Source organism: Streptomyces sp. NPDC048659 (assembly GCF_040650575.1).
Classification (GTDB): Bacteria; Actinomycetota; Actinomycetes; order Streptomycetales; family Streptomycetaceae; genus Streptomyces.
In genome coordinates, this window is sequence record NZ_JBEZHM010000071.1 from 1 (window position 1) to 16,221 (window position 16,221).

14 protein-coding genes and 2 riboswitches are annotated in these 16,221 nt (G+C 72.1%); of the genes, 5 read left to right on the forward strand and 9 right to left on the reverse strand.

Features of this window, described 5'->3' with window-relative positions:
* The first annotated feature begins 516 nt into the window (after positions 1–516).
* The gene (locus AB0C99_RS34495) at positions 517–984 is read left to right on the forward strand and encodes an NUDIX domain-containing protein (RefSeq protein ID WP_362483612.1); all 468 of its coding nucleotides are present in this window, start codon (positions 517–519) and stop codon (positions 982–984) included.
* Between the two features lie 99 nt (positions 985–1,083).
* Here AB0C99_RS34495 and AB0C99_RS34500 read toward each other — a convergent pair whose 3' ends face one another.
* Both AB0C99_RS34500 and AB0C99_RS34505 read right to left on the reverse strand, forming a co-directional pair.
* Complete coding sequence (locus tag AB0C99_RS34500; protein WP_362483614.1) at positions 1,084–1,665, reverse strand: hypothetical protein; 582 nt, start codon at positions 1,663–1,665, stop codon at positions 1,084–1,086.
* Between the two features lie 38 nt (positions 1,666–1,703).
* Complete coding sequence (locus tag AB0C99_RS34505) at positions 1,704–2,180, reverse strand: hypothetical protein (protein ID WP_362483616.1); 477 nt, start codon at positions 2,178–2,180, stop codon at positions 1,704–1,706.
* Between the two features lie 73 nt (positions 2,181–2,253).
* Between AB0C99_RS34505 and AB0C99_RS34510 the strand changes: the two genes are divergently transcribed.
* From AB0C99_RS34510 to AB0C99_RS34520, 3 genes are all read left to right on the forward strand, one after another.
* Positions 2,254–2,874, forward strand: a complete 621-nt coding sequence (locus AB0C99_RS34510) for a YdeI/OmpD-associated family protein (RefSeq protein WP_362483664.1) — start codon at positions 2,254–2,256, stop codon at positions 2,872–2,874.
* A gap of 291 nt (positions 2,875–3,165) precedes the next feature.
* Positions 3,166–3,522: a hypothetical protein gene (locus AB0C99_RS34515; protein WP_362483618.1), complete on the forward strand. Its 357-nt coding sequence runs from the start codon at positions 3,166–3,168 to the stop codon at positions 3,520–3,522.
* Positions 3,523–3,790: 268 nt separating this feature from the next.
* Positions 3,791–5,236: a glycosyl hydrolase family 28-related protein gene (locus AB0C99_RS34520; protein WP_362483620.1), complete on the forward strand. Its 1,446-nt coding sequence runs from the start codon at positions 3,791–3,793 to the stop codon at positions 5,234–5,236.
* A gap of 28 nt (positions 5,237–5,264) precedes the next feature.
* On the opposite strand, the gene AB0C99_RS34525 is transcribed toward AB0C99_RS34520, so the two are convergent.
* The 7 genes from AB0C99_RS34525 to AB0C99_RS34555 all read right to left on the reverse strand — a co-directional run bounded on the left by AB0C99_RS34525 (position 5,265) and on the right by AB0C99_RS34555 (position 14,151).
* Positions 5,265–5,906, reverse strand: a complete 642-nt coding sequence (locus tag AB0C99_RS34525; protein WP_362483666.1) for a hypothetical protein — start codon at positions 5,904–5,906, stop codon at positions 5,265–5,267.
* A gap of 140 nt (positions 5,907–6,046) precedes the next feature.
* Positions 6,047–6,538 (reverse strand): DUF4430 domain-containing protein, encoded by a 492-nt coding sequence (locus AB0C99_RS34530; RefSeq protein WP_362483621.1) that lies wholly within the window; start codon positions 6,536–6,538, stop codon positions 6,047–6,049.
* 41 nt (positions 6,539–6,579) lie between these two features.
* Positions 6,580–7,407 (reverse strand): ECF transporter S component, encoded by an 828-nt coding sequence (locus AB0C99_RS34535; RefSeq protein ID WP_362483623.1) that lies wholly within the window; start codon positions 7,405–7,407, stop codon positions 6,580–6,582.
* Positions 7,404–9,059, reverse strand: coding sequence for an ATP-binding cassette domain-containing protein (locus tag AB0C99_RS34540; RefSeq protein WP_362483625.1), 1,656 nt, complete (start codon positions 9,057–9,059; stop codon positions 7,404–7,406). Before AB0C99_RS34540 ends, AB0C99_RS34535 begins: the two co-directional genes overlap by 4 nt.
* Positions 9,056–10,327 (reverse strand): CbiQ family ECF transporter T component, encoded by a 1,272-nt coding sequence (locus AB0C99_RS34545; protein ID WP_362483626.1) that lies wholly within the window; start codon positions 10,325–10,327, stop codon positions 9,056–9,058. The genes AB0C99_RS34540 and AB0C99_RS34545 overlap by 4 nt, the downstream gene beginning before the upstream one ends.
* Before the next feature lie 6 nt (positions 10,328–10,333).
* The gene (locus tag AB0C99_RS34550; protein WP_362483628.1) at positions 10,334–11,206 is read right to left on the reverse strand and encodes a hypothetical protein; all 873 of its coding nucleotides are present in this window, start codon (positions 11,204–11,206) and stop codon (positions 10,334–10,336) included.
* A gap of 140 nt (positions 11,207–11,346) precedes the next feature.
* Positions 11,347–14,151 (reverse strand): prenyltransferase/squalene oxidase repeat-containing protein, encoded by a 2,805-nt coding sequence (locus tag AB0C99_RS34555; RefSeq protein WP_362483630.1) that lies wholly within the window; start codon positions 14,149–14,151, stop codon positions 11,347–11,349.
* 130 nt (positions 14,152–14,281) lie between these two features.
* A riboswitch (cobalamin riboswitch) is annotated at positions 14,282–14,353 on the reverse strand.
* A gap of 210 nt (positions 14,354–14,563) precedes the next feature.
* Positions 14,564–14,640, forward strand: a riboswitch (cobalamin riboswitch).
* A gap of 137 nt (positions 14,641–14,777) precedes the next feature.
* On the opposite strand from AB0C99_RS34555, the gene AB0C99_RS34560 reads away from it, so the two are divergent.
* Positions 14,778–16,190 carry a hypothetical protein gene (locus tag AB0C99_RS34560; protein WP_362483632.1) on the forward strand — a complete coding sequence of 471 codons (1,413 nt, stop codon included), beginning with the start codon at positions 14,778–14,780 and terminating at the stop codon, positions 16,188–16,190.
* Positions 16,191–16,221 lie beyond the last annotated feature (31 nt).

Consider the following 16,221-nt stretch of genomic DNA (forward strand, 5'->3'; position numbering starts at 1 on the left):
CGGAACTCGATACGCGACCCGGAATAGCCGTTGTCCACATAGGCGATTCCGAGGGTCTTGCTCCCCACGCCCATCGTGATCAGGTCGTACCCCGGACCCGCCGCACTGGCCGGCGAGACGACGCCGAACGACAGCACGGCCGCGCCGAGAACACCCAGGACCTTCTTGTTCATCTGGATAACCACCCTCGTGTGATCAAGCTCCACTGGTGCCGGAAGCTATCCGACCCGACGGGCCGACGGCCTGCCGTAATCCGGGGAATGGCTTGTTCTTCGTGCGCCGCTGAATGGGTCTGGCCTGAACTCGTGAAAGGTGTTCAAATGGGCAAGGCGAATTGCTCGTTCGATCTCCAGAAATATGCCCTTCCGTTCAATTCAACAGTGCCGGAAATCCCTTGAGCTGGTGTCCGCGAGGGCATCCACTCACGAACCGGCGGCAGCCGATCGTTCCGTCCCTGCCCCCGCGTGTTGCGGATAGGCTGCGGAAGCCGGGCAGGTCGGAGCGAGGGGTACGGGATTGAGTTTCCGGTTGGCGGCGTACGCCGTGTGTATCGATGACGGGCAGGTGCTCCTCGCCCGCCACGTGTCGCAGTCGGGGGCGAGCACCTGGACTCTTCCGGGCGGCCGGGTGGAGCACGGCGAGGACCCGTTCGACGCGGTGATCCGTGAGGTCGCGGAGGAGACGGGCCGCGTCGCGGTGGTGGATCGTCTACTCGGCCTGGACTCGCGGGTCATCCCCGCGGCCGAAGCCCGCGCAGGTGTCGACCACCAGAACGTCGGCGTCTTCTACGCCGTCAGCGTCACCGGCGCCCGACTCGGACCTGCGCCGAACGACGAGGTCGCCGAGTCGGCCTGGACCAGGATCCCCGACATCGCCCACCTGCGCCGTTCCTCACTGGTCGACATCGGCCTCGCCCTGGCCCAGACCCTCCCGGCCACCGGCCATGTCGCCCCGGTCCCGGTGGGCGGCCTGATCCAGCACTAGCGGTGCCCGGACCCGCATCAGCCGCGCTGCCACGATCTCAGCGAGGCGTGAGCGGTGTGTGATCTTCGTTCGGGGATGCCAGTGGGACCGAAAGGGGCCTCAGGAGCAGATCATGGGGCAGCCGCACCGGATTGAGTGCTGTGCCGCGCGTAGGAACAGTGCGACATAGAAGGCCATGTCCAGATCCTTGGTCCACAGCCCTGTTCGAGTAGCGGCCAGATCCTTCGCTTGGTGCCTGAACCACGTGCTCAGGTCGAGGTCGTCGCATGTCGCCGGGGTTTCGGCCGGTAGATCGATGGCTGCCGCGAGCTTCTCGGCGATCGGCAGTACCTGAGGAGCGCCGACCACCATGGACTCGTGGTGGCCGGATTCGACGGGCAACCAGATCTCCTCATCGAGCGAGAAGGGCACGAGCACGGTCCAGCCACAGAGGATCTCCGCTTCCGCTCCTGACAGGTGCGTCTGGCATAACGCGAGGAATCCGGCCATGCCGGGGGTCAGCTTTTCCTCGAATGCCTGCCCTGAGCCAGGTGCGAACGCTGTCTCCGCAGGGACATCCTTGTAGGGCGGCAGGCCCCGCCGTATGAGCTCGGCATCGAGTGTCGAAGCAATGGCACCCCATCCGCCTTCCTCGTCATCGAACCAATCCTCCGCGCTGGCGCTCACCAAATAGACACCCATGCCGGGAAGCTATCGCGCGCATCTGACACCGATAGGCCCTACTCCAGCAGGAGTTCGGCGTCATCCGGGACCCAGGGGAAGGGGATGTCGGGCCATCGCGTGGCGGCCCACGCGTCGACATCGACGGCGAGGACGGCGTCGATGAAGACCTGCGGCGGTCGGTAGCCGTGTGTGGTGATGTAGTGCGTGATGAGGAACGGAGCGGCATAGGCGACGCCGGGTACGCCCGGGATCCGGACCTCCCCGTTCCCTTCCGGAGCCGCTCCCGCAGGACACAGGTCGCACTCGTGCACCCCAAGGCAGACGTTCATCCGCTGGGCCTCCTGGACGGCCTTCAGTTTGCGCACGAATTCGGCGGGGACCGTCCCGGTCGAGTACGGCCTGCCGGCTTTCAGCCACCCGATGTTCAGGCGGGTGTACGCCGGGCGGTACCAGAGCGCGAAGAAGCCTGACTCCCGGTCCGTGAACGCGTCCTCGTCCTGATAGCCGTACTCGCTGAGATCTTCGTAGAACACCTGCACATCATCGCTGCAGCACCTCTTCGACCTGCCAGCGAGCTATGACCCATCGGATACGAACTAGGCTGAGCTGATGACCGGAGCCGAGTTGGATGAGTTGATCGTTCCTGACAGTGCGGCGTTGCGCGCGTGGCTGCTGGAGAACCATGCGGACTCGCCCGGCGTGTGGCTCGCCCTGACGAGGAAGGGCGGCTCCGTCACCACGTTGACCTGGCAGCAGGCGGTCGACGAGGCATTGTGCTTCGGGTGGATCGACGGGCAGGCACGCAAGCGCGACGAAGAGAGTTCCTGGCGGCGGCTCACTCCGCGTCGGTCCCGGAGCGTCTGGTCCCAGCGAAACGTCGCCAACGTCGCGCGGCTGGAAGCGGCGGGCCTGATGCAGGCCGCCGGTCGCGCCGCGGTCGACGCCGCGAAGGCCGACGGGCGCTGGACGGCGGCCTACGCGCCGTCATCGGAGGCGGAGGCGCCCGCCGACCTGCTGGCCGCGATCGCCGCCGACCCGGCGGCGCAGGCGATGTTCGAGGTGCTGACCAAGACCAACCGCTTCGCCGTCATCAACCGGATCAATGCCGTCAAGCGGGCCGAGACACGCGCCCGGAAGATCGCCGAGTGCGTGGCGATGCTGGCCCGGCACGAGACCGTCTATCCCCAGCGAGCCAAGCCGGCGGACCCGCCGTTGTCGCGTGACTGAGAACGCCTCCAGGGTGTCTTCTTTCGGGTGATGGATGATCGTTTCGCCGGGATTTCCGGGCGCGTGGGACGCCACGATGTCTCCATGATCGCTTCTCGTTTACGGGCTGCCGCCCTTCGCCGTACGGCTCTGTCCGTCGCCCTCGCTGCCGTCGCCGCCCTCACAGTCACGTCCGCGCCCGCCACGGCCACGCCCGCAGCGGGGCAGGCAGTATCCGTCGCGCGGACGGTGGAGGAGCCGCACTGCGGCGGGGAATGGGTCGACTACAGGGACAGCAACCAGGACCGGCGGATGAAGAGCTGGCTCTGTCTCTACGACAGCGGGACGGGCGGTGTCTATCCGACCCTGTGGACCGAGTGCGGCTGGTGGAAGATCATCGGCTGGGCGGCACCGCCCAACGGCTGCCGCATCTGGGAGCCCAGCTACTACGAGATCACGTTCCCCGACGGGACCAAGACCACCGACGCCGTCTTCCCGGGCGCCTCCGGCAGTGACAAGGCCGCCACCAACGGCGGCACGTACCCCTGCCAGACCGGCCCCTGGAAGCTCTGGTCCTACTACGGCGTCCAGATGAAGGACGTCCTCGGCAACTGGGGCAGCAGCGTCGCCGCCACCCACGAAGTCACCATCAACGTCACCTGCCCCTGACTTCGCAGCCCCCTCCACGTGTCCCCGGCCTATCGAAGGCCGGGGACACACGTATGCCCCACGCCCCACCAAGCCCTGCCACAGCAAGCCGTCGTTCATGGAACTGCGCCCTGCCGGCTCGTATCGGCGCGAAGCCGCGCGCCCCGTTGCCCCAAGGCCGACGGATCCGCCCCGACAATTCCCGTTCCGGGTACAAGGCCCCTACCTCAGCGCCTGGCGACGCCTCACAGTCGGTGGTGACATTCCCGACCAGACAGGCACATCACCCATGAACACCACTTCGGCTGCCAGGCTCAGGAGAAGCCCCCACGTCCTGCTGGCCCTGACGCTCGCCGCCGGCTCCCTGCTCTGGTACGAGGCGGCCCCGGCGGCGGCCCAGGAGCGGTCGGCGCAGCTCGATGTCCGGGCCGAGGCGGGGGCGGTCGGGGACGGTGTGCACGACGACACCGAGGCCCTTCAGCGCGCCATCGACACGGGGTACCGTGAAAGCCGCGTGGTGTACCTGCCCGCGGGCGTGTACCGCGTGGACGGCGATCTCGACTGGTCCAGGCCCGCCTCGCTGGCCGGGGACCCGGATTCGCCCGCGGTCCTGTTCAGTCCGGCCAACCGGCAGCTCGCCGACCTGGCGTACGGCAATCGGTGGGACCGTTCGCCCACGGTCGACAACCTCACCTTCGACGGCCTGCGCATCAACCTCAACGGCCCCTACAAGCAAGGGCTTCGCATCGCGCGCAGCGTCTTCGTCCACCGCATCGCCCCGGACGAGGCGCCCTCGGCGGGGACCGAACAGACCAGCACGGACGGGCAGGTGGCCATCGGCCTGCAGAACGTCCGCGGGGCGATCGTCACCAACTCGGTCTTCCTGTCCGACCGCCCGGTCGACGGCGGCGTGCCGGTCTCCACCTACCGCACCCGGCAGACCACCGTCTCCAACAACCTGATCGGGGCGGACCTGAACCGACTCGACTGGCTGGAGAACTGGAGCGGCGGCCGGTCCTGGAGCCAGCAGCCCCGCGCGCGCCTCCTGGAACTGCGCGCGCTCACCCGGCTGCCCGACGCCCTCGGCCACGTACAACGCGGCATGTCCCTCAAGCTCGACGAGCAGCTGACCGTGAGCGGGAACATCGTCAACCGGGATCCGCGCAGCGAGACCAAACGCGACCACGCCCTCTACGCCTGGGGGTTCAACGGCCTGCGGATCGAGGGCAACTGGCTGCGCGGCTGGCCGCAGGACGACCGGGGCGGCCTCAAGGTCCGCAACGGCCACGACGCCACCATCACCGGCAACTACCTCTCCAGTACCGCGCTGCTCCTCTACACCTACGACGTGACCAACGCGCCCAAGGAGTTCAAGGACGTCACGGTCTGCCGGAACACGTACGACATCCGCGATGAGACCCCCAGCCCGACCCACAGCGGCATCATGTACTGGCGGAACTTCTCCGGCACCGGCCCCGAGGACGCCATCGCGCTCTTCGACAACCGGTTCATCGACCCCCTCGCCGGCGCCCCGGACCGCCCGGACATCTCCCAGAGCCGAGGAGACACCGCCGCGTTCGCGACCCACGACAACACGTACTCGGACGGCACCCCCGTCCCCGTACTCGGCATGACGACCGCCCCACCCACCGAAGACCAGCGCCGCCGGTGCGCGTCGAGCGCGCCTCAGGACCTTCCGGTCCCCGTCTACACGTCTCCCCTTACGGGAAGGTGAAGTGCCGGCCGCGCAACGCATTCGCCGGCTACAGATCCGCGAGCCAAGCGTGCCCCGGGTGTACGCGCGTGAGCAGCCCGGCAAGGGTCTCGCGCTGCGCTCGGCTCATGTGGGGGAGTGTCGTGGTGAAGTCGTTCCGGTCCTTGTGGCGGGCGTGCTTCGCCTTGAAGAGGAGGACGAGTTCGGGTGCCAGGTACGGGATGCCGTCCTGGGTGCGGTGGACGATGTCGCCGTAGGGGAGCCGGATGGTCGTGTCGCGTCGGCAGATCCAGGTGTCGCCGTCGTGGGGTTCCCGGAAGACGTCGAGGAGGTAGTTTCCGGTCGCCGGGTCGCGTAGCCACGTCTGGTGCACGGCGGCCAGTGCCTCGGGTGAGGCGTCCTCCCAGATGCGGCCGCCGCCCGCCGCGTCGAAGACGTACGCGGGGAAGCGCTGACGGACCTGGGGGAAGTCCGCTTCCGGGACGGCGATCTCGATGTCGCCGTGCACGCGCGTCCGCCGTCTCAGGAACAGGTCCAGTGCCCAGCCCCCGGCCACGTACCAGGGTGTGCGGATCCCGGACAGTCGCCGGGCGACCTCGGGCGGCGTCCAGGAGGACGACCACCTGGCGTCGAGGGCGTTCAGGGCGTCCACGGCGTCCAGCGTGTCGATCTCGTCTCGTAACGGCTCGATGCCGCCGCCGGGCAGTTCCTCGTTCACTTCGGGAACCTATCAGCGGTCGCGCGAGGTGCGTTCTCCATCGTCACCGCAGGCCGTACGGGGACGTGGCGGCCCGGACCCCGGAGGTCCGGGCCGCCACGCGGCCGCGATCGTCAGAACGACGTCCAGGTGAAGGCCACCTGGTCGCCGTTCTCTATCTCGAACTGGCAGCCGCCGACCGGGGTCGGGACGCCGTTGACCGAGATGTTCCAGTAGGCGGAGCCGCCGCCGCTGACGCCCTTGACGGTGTCGACGGAGTAGTCGTCGAAGGACGCGTACCAGGTGCCGTCCCAGGTGAAGCCGTTGCGCTTCGCCGCGTGGTCCAGGGCGGCCGTCGGGGTCGGGACCTTCGTTGTGTGCGCGCTGCCGTTGGTGCCGTCGCACTTGTGGGTGCCGCCGGTGGCGGTCGTGACGTCGTGGCCCCACGTGAGGATCTTCTTCTGGAAGAGCAGCCCGTCGGGGCCCTGCACGGTGACGGTGACTCTCACCGGGGCGTTCGTGAACGCCGTGGCCGTTTCGGCCTGAGCGACCGCCGGAGCGGTGGTCAGGGCGAGGCCGAGGGCGGCCGTGGTGACGGCGGTGCGGCGGAGCAGGGTGGTGCGCATGGTGTTCCTCTCGGAAGGGGGTGCGGTGGGTGTTGCCCGGTTCATCCGGCCGTGGCGTCCGGGCCCTCGTGCCCCCGGCCCGCGAAGCGGACCGGGGCCTGGAAGCGGGCCTTGCGGGCGGCGCGGCGGAAGACGGTGAGGACGGCGGGGCCGGCCAGGGTGATGGCGACGAGGTTGGTGACCGCGCGGCCGGTGTCCCAGCCGAGGGAGGTCGCCAGGTCGAAGGCGAGGTACCGCTGGAACTGCTCGGTGAACGGCAGCCCCGGGAGGTACGCGATCGAGCTGTTCGGGTCCAGGGAGAACGGCCAGAACGACAGGTTGAGGAGGAAGCCGAAGAGATAGCCGGAGAGGGAGCCGTAGACCGCCAGCAGCGCGACCTCCCGCCGGCCCGCGGCCTTCGGCAGGAACCCGGCGAGCATCCCCACGAAGGCGCAGCCGAACATCTGGTACGGCATCCAGGGGCCGACGCCGCCCGTGATCAGCGCCGACGCGAACAGGGACGTGCAGCCCAGCGTGAAGCCGAAGCCCGGCCCGTACACCCGGCCCGCGAGGACGAGGATGAAGAAGACCGTCTCGATGCCCGCGGTGCCCGCCCCGAGCGGGCGGATCGCGGCGTTCACCGCCGAGAGCACGCCCAGCATGGCCAGCGCCTTCGAGCCGATGCCGCCCTCGGCGATCTCCGAGATCACCACGCACAGCACGATCACGAGCAGGACGCCGAAGATCAGCGGCGGGGCGTAGTTCGAGCCGAACTTCCCCGGCGCGACGAGGAACGGCCAGAAGAACGCGACGACGCCGAGGAACGCCGCCATGGCGATGACGAGCGCCGCCCGGGGACGGATGCGGATGGCGGCGGGCGAGGTGGTCATGCCGTTCCGTCCGTCTCGGCGGGTTTCAGCACCGAGGCCAGCTGGCCGACGGTGAGGTACGGGAGCGGCGCCAGGATCTTCGCCGTCTGCGGGGCGAAGACCGGGGAGGCGACGATGACCTCGGCGGTCGGGCCGTCCGCGACCACGTCCCCCTCGGCCATGACCACCACCCGGTCGGCGGCGCGGGCGACGAACTCCACGTCGTGGGTGGAGACGACGACCGTGCGCCCCTCCGCCGCGAGGCCGTCCACGATGCCGGTCAGCGCGGCCTTGGCCCGGTAGTCGAGCCCGCGCGTCGGCTCGTCGAGCAGCACGACCCGGGGCGCGGCGGCGAGCTGGATCGCCAGGACGAGGGCCAGCTTCTGCCCCTCGGACAGGTCGCGGGGGTGCGTGGTGTCGGGGATGCCGGGAGCAAGCCGGTCGAGGAGCGCGCGGGCCGGGACGCCGTCCGCCACCACCCCGGACTCGGCGTCGGCCTGGTCCAGCTCCTGCTTGACGCTCTCCAGGTAGAGGAGGTCGGTCGGCGTCTGCGGGACCAGGCCGACGAGCCGCCGGGCCTCGGTCGCCGAGACCTTCCGGGGATCCGGGGCCTTCGGGTCGCCGGGCTCCCCGACGCGGACCGAACCCGCCGTGCGCGGGCCGGAGCCCTGGAGCGCCCAGAGCAGCGAGGACTTGCCGGAGCCGTTGCGGCCCATGAGCGCCGTGACCTCCCCGCCGCGCAGCTCCAGGTCCACCTCGCGGACCGCGGGGACGCCCCGGTACGCCACGGTGATCCCGCGCGCGGTCAGGAGGCGGGGCCGCTCCGCGGCGGGCGCCGGCCGGACCGGCGGGGGTACGCGGCCGGCCAGGCGGGTGCGCAGCGGGGCCGCCGCCCGCCGGGCGTCCCGCACGGACAGCGGCAGCGGGGACCAGGCGGCGGCGCGGCCCAGCTCGACGATGGGCGGCGCGATGGACGCCGTACGGAAGACGTCGGCGGGCGCGCCGGACACCACCCGTCCGTCGCCGGGGAGGTGGAGGACCCGGTCGGCGTACTGCACGACCCGCTCCAGGCGGTGCTCGGCGAGCAGGACGGTGACGCCGAGGTCGTGGACGAGCCGGGTGACGGCGGCCAGCACCTCCTCTGCGGCCGTGGGGTCCAGGGCCGAGGTCGGCTCGTCCAGGACGAGGACGCGGGGGTGCGCGGTGAGGACGGAGCCGATGGCGACGCGCTGCTGCTGGCCGCCGGACAGCTCGTGGAGCGCCCGGTGACGGAGGTCGGCGAGCCCCAGCAGGTCCAGGGTCTCCTCGACGCGCTTGCGCATGGTGGCGGGCGGCACCGCCAACTGCTCCATCGCGTAGGCGAGTTCCTCCTCCACGGTGTCGGTGACGAAGCCGTCGAGCGGGTCCTGGCCGACGACTCCCACCACGTCGGCGAGTTCGCGCGGCGGGTGGTCGGCGGTGTCCCGGCCGTCGACGGTGACCCGGCCGAAGAGGGTGCCGCCGGTGAAGTGCGGCACGAGCCCGTTGACGGCGCCGAGGAGGGTCGACTTGCCGACGCCGGTGTGGCCGACGACGAGGCAGAGTTCGCCCTCCTCCACCGTCAGGTCCACGTCCCGCAGGACGGGCCCGGCCGCGTCGTCGTAGTGGACGGTGACCTGGTCGAAAGTGATCACGTGGGTTCCTCGGTGCGCTGTGCGGGGACGGCCGGTGAGGCCGGAGAGGCCAGTGAGGCCGGAGATACCGGAGACACCGGAGCCGCCGGACGGGTCGGGGCCGGTTGGGCCGGTTGAGCCGGACGGGCCGGTGTGCCGGGCGGCGGGGCCAGGAATCCGGCGGCCCCCGCGAGCAGGATCGCGGCGGCCGGCACCGGCGGGAGCGTGGGCCAGCTGAGCGGATAGATCGACGGGTTGAGCTGGGCGGCGTCGAAGCCCGCGTTGCTGAAGAGGAGCACGGCGGACAGCACCCCGCACCCGGCGACGGCCCACTCGGCGGCCCGCCAGGGGTCCGGCCGGTAGGACGTACGGGTCACCCGGCGCCCGCCGAGGCGGAGCCCCGCCGCGCACAGCAGGCCGCCCGCCGCGAGCGCCGGGAAGCCGAGGAGAACCGGGGCCGTGGCGTCGAGCAGCCCGTACGCGCCCGCGCACAGGCCGCACATGCCGAGCAGCATCAGCGCCCCGGTGACCCGGCGCGAGCGGCGCGTGGCCGTGCCCGCCCGCCCGTAGCCGCGCGAGTCCATGGCCGCCGCCAGGCGCAGCGAGCGCTCCAGGGCGTCTTCGAGGACCGGTACGACGATCCCGCGCAGGGCGCGCAGCCCCCGGGACCGCCCGGCGCGCAGCCTGCGGGCCCGGTGGACCCGCTGGACGCTCTGGACCAGCTGCGGCGCCACGCTGAGGGAGACGGTGACGGCGACCCCGAGCTCGTACAGCGCACCGGGCAGGACGCGCAGCGCGCGCTTCGGGTTGGCGAGGGTGTTCGCGGCGCCGATGCAGCACAGCATGCAGGCCAGCCGGAGGCCGTCGGTGGCGGCGGACAGCAGGGCCTCCAGGGAGACCGGTCCGCCGATCCTGATCCCGGCGTACCAGTCCGGGGTGGGGAGGTGGGGGAGCGAGAAGAGGAAGTGGTCGCGGGGGGTGATGCCGGTGGCGAAGACGGCGCGGAACACCACCCGGATCGCGACGACGGTCAGCGCCAGGTAGAGGTAGTACGTGAAACCGCGCGCCCAGGGGGCCTCGGTGCGGCGCATGGTGATGACGTAGCCGAGGACGGCGAGGACCAGGAACAGCAGCAGCGGGTTGTTGGTGCGGCTGACGGCGGTCGCGAGCGCGAGGGCCCAGATCCACCAGGCGACGGGGTGGAGGGTGCGGGGCAGGCGCCGCCCGCCCGTGTCCGGCGCGGGGGCGGACACGGACGGCTCGACGGCTGCCGTCGGGTTACGGGGCACGCGGCGCTACTCCGTACGGCGGCGGCGCTTGGCCGCGAACACGGCGGCGGCGCCGATCAGCAGGCCCAGGGCCCCGGTCACGACGGCGGGCACCCAGGAACCCTTGTCGACGGCGGCATCCGCCGCCGGTGCCGCGTCGACCACCTTGGGGGCCGGTGTGGTGGCGGCAGCCGAGGCGCTGGTCGTGGGGGTGGTCGTGGGGGTGGGGCGCTCCGTGGGGGTCTCCGTGGGGCTCGGCGTCGCGCTCGCCGTGGAAGGGGCCGGAGAGGTGGGAGGCGTGGGTCCCGTGGGGGACGGACGCTCCGGGGCCGGCCCGGTGTCGGCGTCCGGCGGGAGCGGGGTCGCCGTCCGGGTGTCCTTGGGCGCGGGCGCGCCGCCCCCGGTGGGCCGGGTGTTTTTGGCGCGGAGTTGGTCGGGGGTCACGGTGGGACGGCCCTGCGTTCCCTCGATGTTCGTCCCGCCGAAGATCCACAGGTCTACGCTGCCGGGCTTGGGCTCGTAGAGCATGGCGCCGAGCTGGCTGTACGTCCACGTGTTCCGGCCCGGGTCGGCGTGCCAGTACGACCAGTACGCGGAGGCGGGCGGGGTCAGCACGCAGTCGTCCTGCTGGGGAGTCGGGTACTGCTTGCCGCCCTGGTGGCCGCTGTAGCCGATGCGGCAGATGAACGCGGGGCCGTCGTGGCCGGTGCCGGTGGTGCGCCAGCCGCCCTGGTTCAGGAGCTCGTAGCCGGTGGTGGGGGTCGTGCCGCAGGAGCGGTAGATCGGCCCGCCCCAGTGGCTGAAGTCGACGGCGAGGACGACGCCGGACGTGGTGGTGCACCGTCCGATGGGCTGCGGGGCGGCTCCGGCCGGGGCCGTGGTGGCGGCGAGGGCCGCCACCGTCAGCGCCAGCGCGGTCGCCGTGCGGGTCGCGGCTCGGGTCGTGGCTCGGGCTGCCGTTCGGCTCGTTGCTCGGGTCGTGGATCGGGCCGCCGTTCGGCTCGCCGCTCTGGTCGTGGCGCGCGGGGCGCGGGGAGTCGTCATGCGTGGTCACCGCCGGTCCGGCGGCGCCGCCGGGAGACGCGGGTCGTGGCCCACCCGGCGAGCACCAGGAGCACGGAGGCGACCGCGAGGCCGGCGACCTGGGACCCGGTGGCCGCGAGCCCCCCGCCGTTCCCCGTACCGCCGCTGCCGCCCGTGCCGCCCGTGTCGCCCGGGGTGATGATCGTGGGCGCCGTCGCGGATGGCGCGGGCTGACCGGTGATGGTGGGGACGGGCTTGGGGGTGGTGCGGCTGAGGTCGCGCGTCAGCACGCCGAAGGAGACGCCGGTGGCTCCGCCGACCGCCTGGGCGGAGGCGCGGAGGTCCGAGCCCGCCTGGCCGCCCTTGCTGACGTTGAAGCCGCCGTCCTTGTTCTGCTGGGAGGCGAGGAACTTCCGGGCCTTGGCGATCTGGGCCGCGTACTTCCCGGCGTCCAGCGACAGGCCCTGGACGGCGAGCGCCGCCGAGTTCACCGAGTTGCCGGAGGCGCCGGGGAAACCGCCGTCGGGGAGCTGTTGGCCGGCGAGCCAGCCGAGGGCCCGGTCCACGGCCGCCTGCGCGTCGGCGTCGGGCAGCAGGTCCAGGGCCATGGCGGCCATCGCGGTCGAGTCGACCTCGACGCCGCTCCGCTCGCCGATGAGACTGGGCCAGGCGCCGGTCGCCGGGTCGCGCAGGCTCGTGAGGTACGAGACCGGCTCGGCCGCCGCGGCCGTCTCGCCCGCCCTGAGCTGGGCGATGACGCCGAGGGACTGCGAGAACACCGAAGTGGCGTACGTGTAGTTGCCCTTGCCCGCGCACTTGCGGGGCTCGTCCGGGGTCGCCGCCGCGCAGGTGCCCTCGGCGAGCGCGGCGATCAGGTCCTTGCCGCCGAAGGCGCGCGGGTCGCGGCCCACGGCCTCGGCGAGCACCGCGGTCTTGCCGATGAAGCCGCCGCCCGCGTACTTCGTGCCGATCTTCGTCCAGTCGTGGACGCCGCGCCCCGAGGCGTCCTTGCCGCCCTTGTCGAGGAAGTCGACGATGTCGCGCAGGGTCGCGTCGTCCCGGCCGGTGGCGGCGAGCGCGTACGAGCCGTCGATGGTCAGGCCGTAGTCGGCGAAGCGGGGGCTGCCCTCGTAGTAGCGGCCCTGGATCAGGCGCTTGTGGTCCGCGAGGTAGGCCGAGCCCTTCGTGAGGTCCGGTCCGTCACCGGCCGGGGGAGCGGTGGGCCCGGTCGTGGGCGGCCCCGTGGTGGGCGGTGTGGTCGGGGGCGTCGTCGGCGGCGCCGGCTCCTTCGTCGTCAGAGTCACCAGGTCGCTCTTCGCGCCCGCGATGACGGCGGCGGTGGTCGCGTAGAGGAGCGGGTCCGTGGTGCCCTCCTCGAAGGCGAAGCCACCGCCCGGGAGTTGCTGGCGGGACAGCCAGGAGACGGCCGCGTCCGCGTGCGCCCGGTCGCCGAGGGCGCGCAGCGTCTGTGCCACCCAGCCCGTCGCGTACGCGCTGCCGGGAACGCTGTAGGAGGCGGCGGGCCAGGCGCCCGTCGCGAACTGCGCCTTCTTGAGGGAGGAGCGCGCCTTGGTGACGACCGGGGTGTGGCCGCCGGCCCGCTGGAGGGCGAGGGCGACGAGCGCGGTGCTGGGGGCCTCGCTCTCGCAGACCTGGCCGTCCAGGATCAGGAAGCTGGGGAAACCGCCGTCGTCGCACTGGAGTTGGGCCAGTCGCGCCACCGCGTCGGCCGGCGGGGTGACGCCGCCGTTCAGCAGGGCGATGACGGCCAGCGCCTGGCCCTCGGTCTGGCCGGTGGCGCGGAAGTCGCCCTTGGTGGCGCAGCCGGGGACGGGCTGCGGGGCGTCCGAGCCGCTGAGGCAGACGTTCGCCATCAGGTCGCCCAGCAGGTCGTGCCCGCCGAAGGCGCGCGGGTCCCCGCCGGTGGCCTCGGCGACGAGCGCGAGGCGGGCGGCGGCCGTCGCGTCCGGGGCCTCGTCCTTGCCGGCGGGGTAGGCGTACGCGTCGGTGTGCTCGGGCCTGCCGAGGTAGCCGGCGATCCGCCGTGCGGCCGGATCGGCGTCGTCGCGCGCGGCCAACGCGTACGCGACCTCGGTGGTGGCGAGGTAATTCGGCGTGCCGTCAACGTCGTTGACGATACGCTGACCGTTCGTCAGCCGCTCGGTGAGCCAGCGGGTCGCGGCCGGCAGGTCGACGGAGCCCGAGGGCACCTGCGGCGCCGGGGGATCCTTGGGGTCCGGCGGATCGCCTCCGTCGGCGCGGACGTCGTCCGGGGTGAACGTCGGCCTGCCCTTGGCGCCTCCGCCGATGTCCGTGCCGCCGAAGACCCACGCGTCCACGTCGCCCGGCTTGAGCGTGCGCGCCATGGCGCCCAGCGGGCTGTACGTCCACTTCCGCTGCCCGGGCGAGGCGATCCAGTAGGACCAGTAGGCGGTGGCCTGCGGGGTGAGGACGCAGTTCTCCTTCGCCGGGGTCGGGTACTGCCTGCCGCCGTCGAACGAGCCGTTGCCTATGCGGCAGACGAACGCGGGGCCGTCGTGCTCCGTGCCCGCGGTGGTGAAGCCGCCGGTGTGCAGGAGCTCGTAGCCGGTGGTGGGGGTGAGGTCGCAGCCGCGGACCACGGGGCCGCCCCAGGGGCCGAAGTCGACGGCGACGATGGCGCCCTTCGTACGGGAGCACTTCCCGATCGGGTCGGCGCTCGCCGGTACCGCCGCCGTGAGGTGGGTCAGGCCCGCGCCGAGCGTCAGAACGGCGGCGACCAGCACGGACAGCAGGCGCCCTCTCGCCCCCTGCCACCGTCTCGGCTGCTGTTCGGTCCCCACCGCGCCCCTCGTCTCTGCCGGGGCGGCTGGGTGCGTGGCGATGCGCCCGGCACCGTGGCGAGGCCATGGCGGGGCGGTGACGACCACGCCGTAGTCCGCGACGGCGTTCCTCGTGCTCTGTGCCAGCCCAGGCATTCCGGCTCACCCGGAACGAGTCCAGGTCCACGGTTGCGGGTCAGCGCCGGAATTCGACCGGCTTCCCCTGGTGCTGATTGCTTGTCAGCGGGAGTGCAACACGGAACGGTTGGGACCGTCAAGGGTGGTGTACGTCTCACTCGGTGCCCGCGGTCGCGAGGGGTCGGTGTCTGGTCTCGGTGCTCGGCCCCGGTGTCCGTGTCGCGCGGGTCCCGTCCCCGTCCGGCGCCGCTGGCGGTCCCCCGGCAGTTCGGGTAGCGTCCTGGGCTGCCACATGGGGGAATCCGGTGCGACTCCGGAGCTGACGCGCAGCGGTATGAGACGGCGGGGGCCGTCCTTCGAGCCCGAATGCCCATGCGGCGACGCAGTACACGAAGCCGTACCACGCGTTCCGGACGGCGGCTTTCCGGCGCTGCCCGGCCGTGCCCCGGCACGGCGGCGCGAGGCGTGCCCGGGAGCGGCCGGCGTCCGCCGACTTCCAGGAGCAGGCCATGTCCTTTTCCCGTACCCCGCGCCGCCTCGCCCTCGCGGTGCCCGCGGCGCTCGGCGCGCTCGTCCTCGGCGCGCTGCCCGCCTTCGCCACCGCCACGCCCGCGCAGATAGCCACGTCGAAGACCAACGGCGTCGCCTACCTCAAGTCCCTTCAGGCGGCGGACGGTTCGTACGCCGGCTCGGGCCTCTCCAACGAGTGGGCGTTCAGCGCCTTCGCCGCGGCCGGCACGGCCGTCGTCGACGTCGCCCCGGGCGGCGACACCACGAAGAACGCGAGAACCGTCTACCGCAATCTGCTGTCCACGCCGACCTGGCCGTCGGCGACCCCGGTCGTCACCGACTACGAGCGCGGCACGCTCAACGCGTACGCCGCCGGGATCGACCCGGCCCGCGTCTCGGCCTCGCGCAACCTCATCGCGGACATCTACGCGTACTGGCAGACGGCCGAGCCGGGTTACTTCGGCCCGTCCGCCAACTTCAACGGCACGGTCTTCGCCGCCCTCGCCCTGGGCGGCGCGAGGACCCAGTCGGGCACCGCCCGCGTCCCGCAGGCCCTCACCGACGCCCTGGTCACGCGCCTGCGCGCCAACCAGCACAACGACGGCGGCTGGACGTACCAGAAGGTCGAGGGCAACCCCACCGCCATCAACACCGCGAGCGACATCGACATGACCGGCGCCGCGATGGCCGCGCTCTGCGCCTCCGGCGTCCCGAACACCGACACGGACGTCGTCCAGGCCAAGAACTTCCTCAAGGGCAAACTGGTCGCCGCCTCCGGCGCGTTCAACTCCCTGTACGGCGTCAACACCAGCTCCAACGGCTGGGGCGTGGCCGGACTCAACGCCTGCGGCATCAACCCGCAGTCCGCCGAGTTCACCACGGTCAACACCAAGACGCCGGTCGACTTCCTCATCGCCAACCAGTACAGCCCGGCGGGCGGCTTCAAGTACAAGCCTTCCGACACCACCCCCTCCGCGTACTCCTCCATCGACGCCCTCCGCGCGGTCGCCGGCGGCGGGTTCACCTCCGCCCCGCCCGTGCCGGTCACCCCCGGCGCCACCCAGTGGGTCGCCCAGAGCGCCTTCACCCCGGGGACCGCCGCCAAGCTCGCGCTCACCGTCGACGACGGCGCCGGGAACCTCAAGGCGTGCTCGGTCTCCTTCACCCCGACCGCGACGACCACGACCCTCGGCGACGTCCTCGACGCGGCGACGACGGCCGCGACCCCGTCCGGCTGCGTCACGAGCGTGGCCCCCGCCTCGGGTACGGGCACGATCACCGCCCTCAACGGCAAGGCCAACAGCGGCTCGAACACCTGGAAGGTCAGTGTGGACGGCTCGTCCTTCGCCGGTGCCCTCCGCGAGACCCCGATCACCGTGGGCGACACCATCGGCTTGCGCTGGGGGGCCTGAGTCTCTGCGGGTGGGGGGCCGCCTGTCCGGG

Excerpts from the sequence above, each read along its gene's own strand:
- AB0C99_RS34530 (WP_362483621.1), bottom strand. The coding sequence starts at position 6,538 with ATGCGCACCACCCTGCTCCGCCGCACCGCCGTCACCACGGCCGCCCTC.
- AB0C99_RS34535 (WP_362483623.1), bottom strand. The coding sequence starts at position 7,407 with ATGACCACCTCGCCCGCCGCCATCCGCATCCGTCCCCGGGCGGCGCTC.
- AB0C99_RS34515 (WP_362483618.1), top strand. The coding sequence starts at position 3,166 with ATGAAGAGCTGGCTCTGTCTCTACGACAGCGGGACGGGCGGTGTCTAT.
- AB0C99_RS34520 (WP_362483620.1), top strand. The coding sequence starts at position 3,791 with ATGAACACCACTTCGGCTGCCAGGCTCAGGAGAAGCCCCCACGTCCTG.
- AB0C99_RS34560 (WP_362483632.1), top strand. The coding sequence starts at position 14,778 with ATGTCCTTTTCCCGTACCCCGCGCCGCCTCGCCCTCGCGGTGCCCGCG.
- AB0C99_RS34500 (WP_362483614.1), bottom strand. The coding sequence starts at position 1,665 with ATGGGTGTCTATTTGGTGAGCGCCAGCGCGGAGGATTGGTTCGATGAC.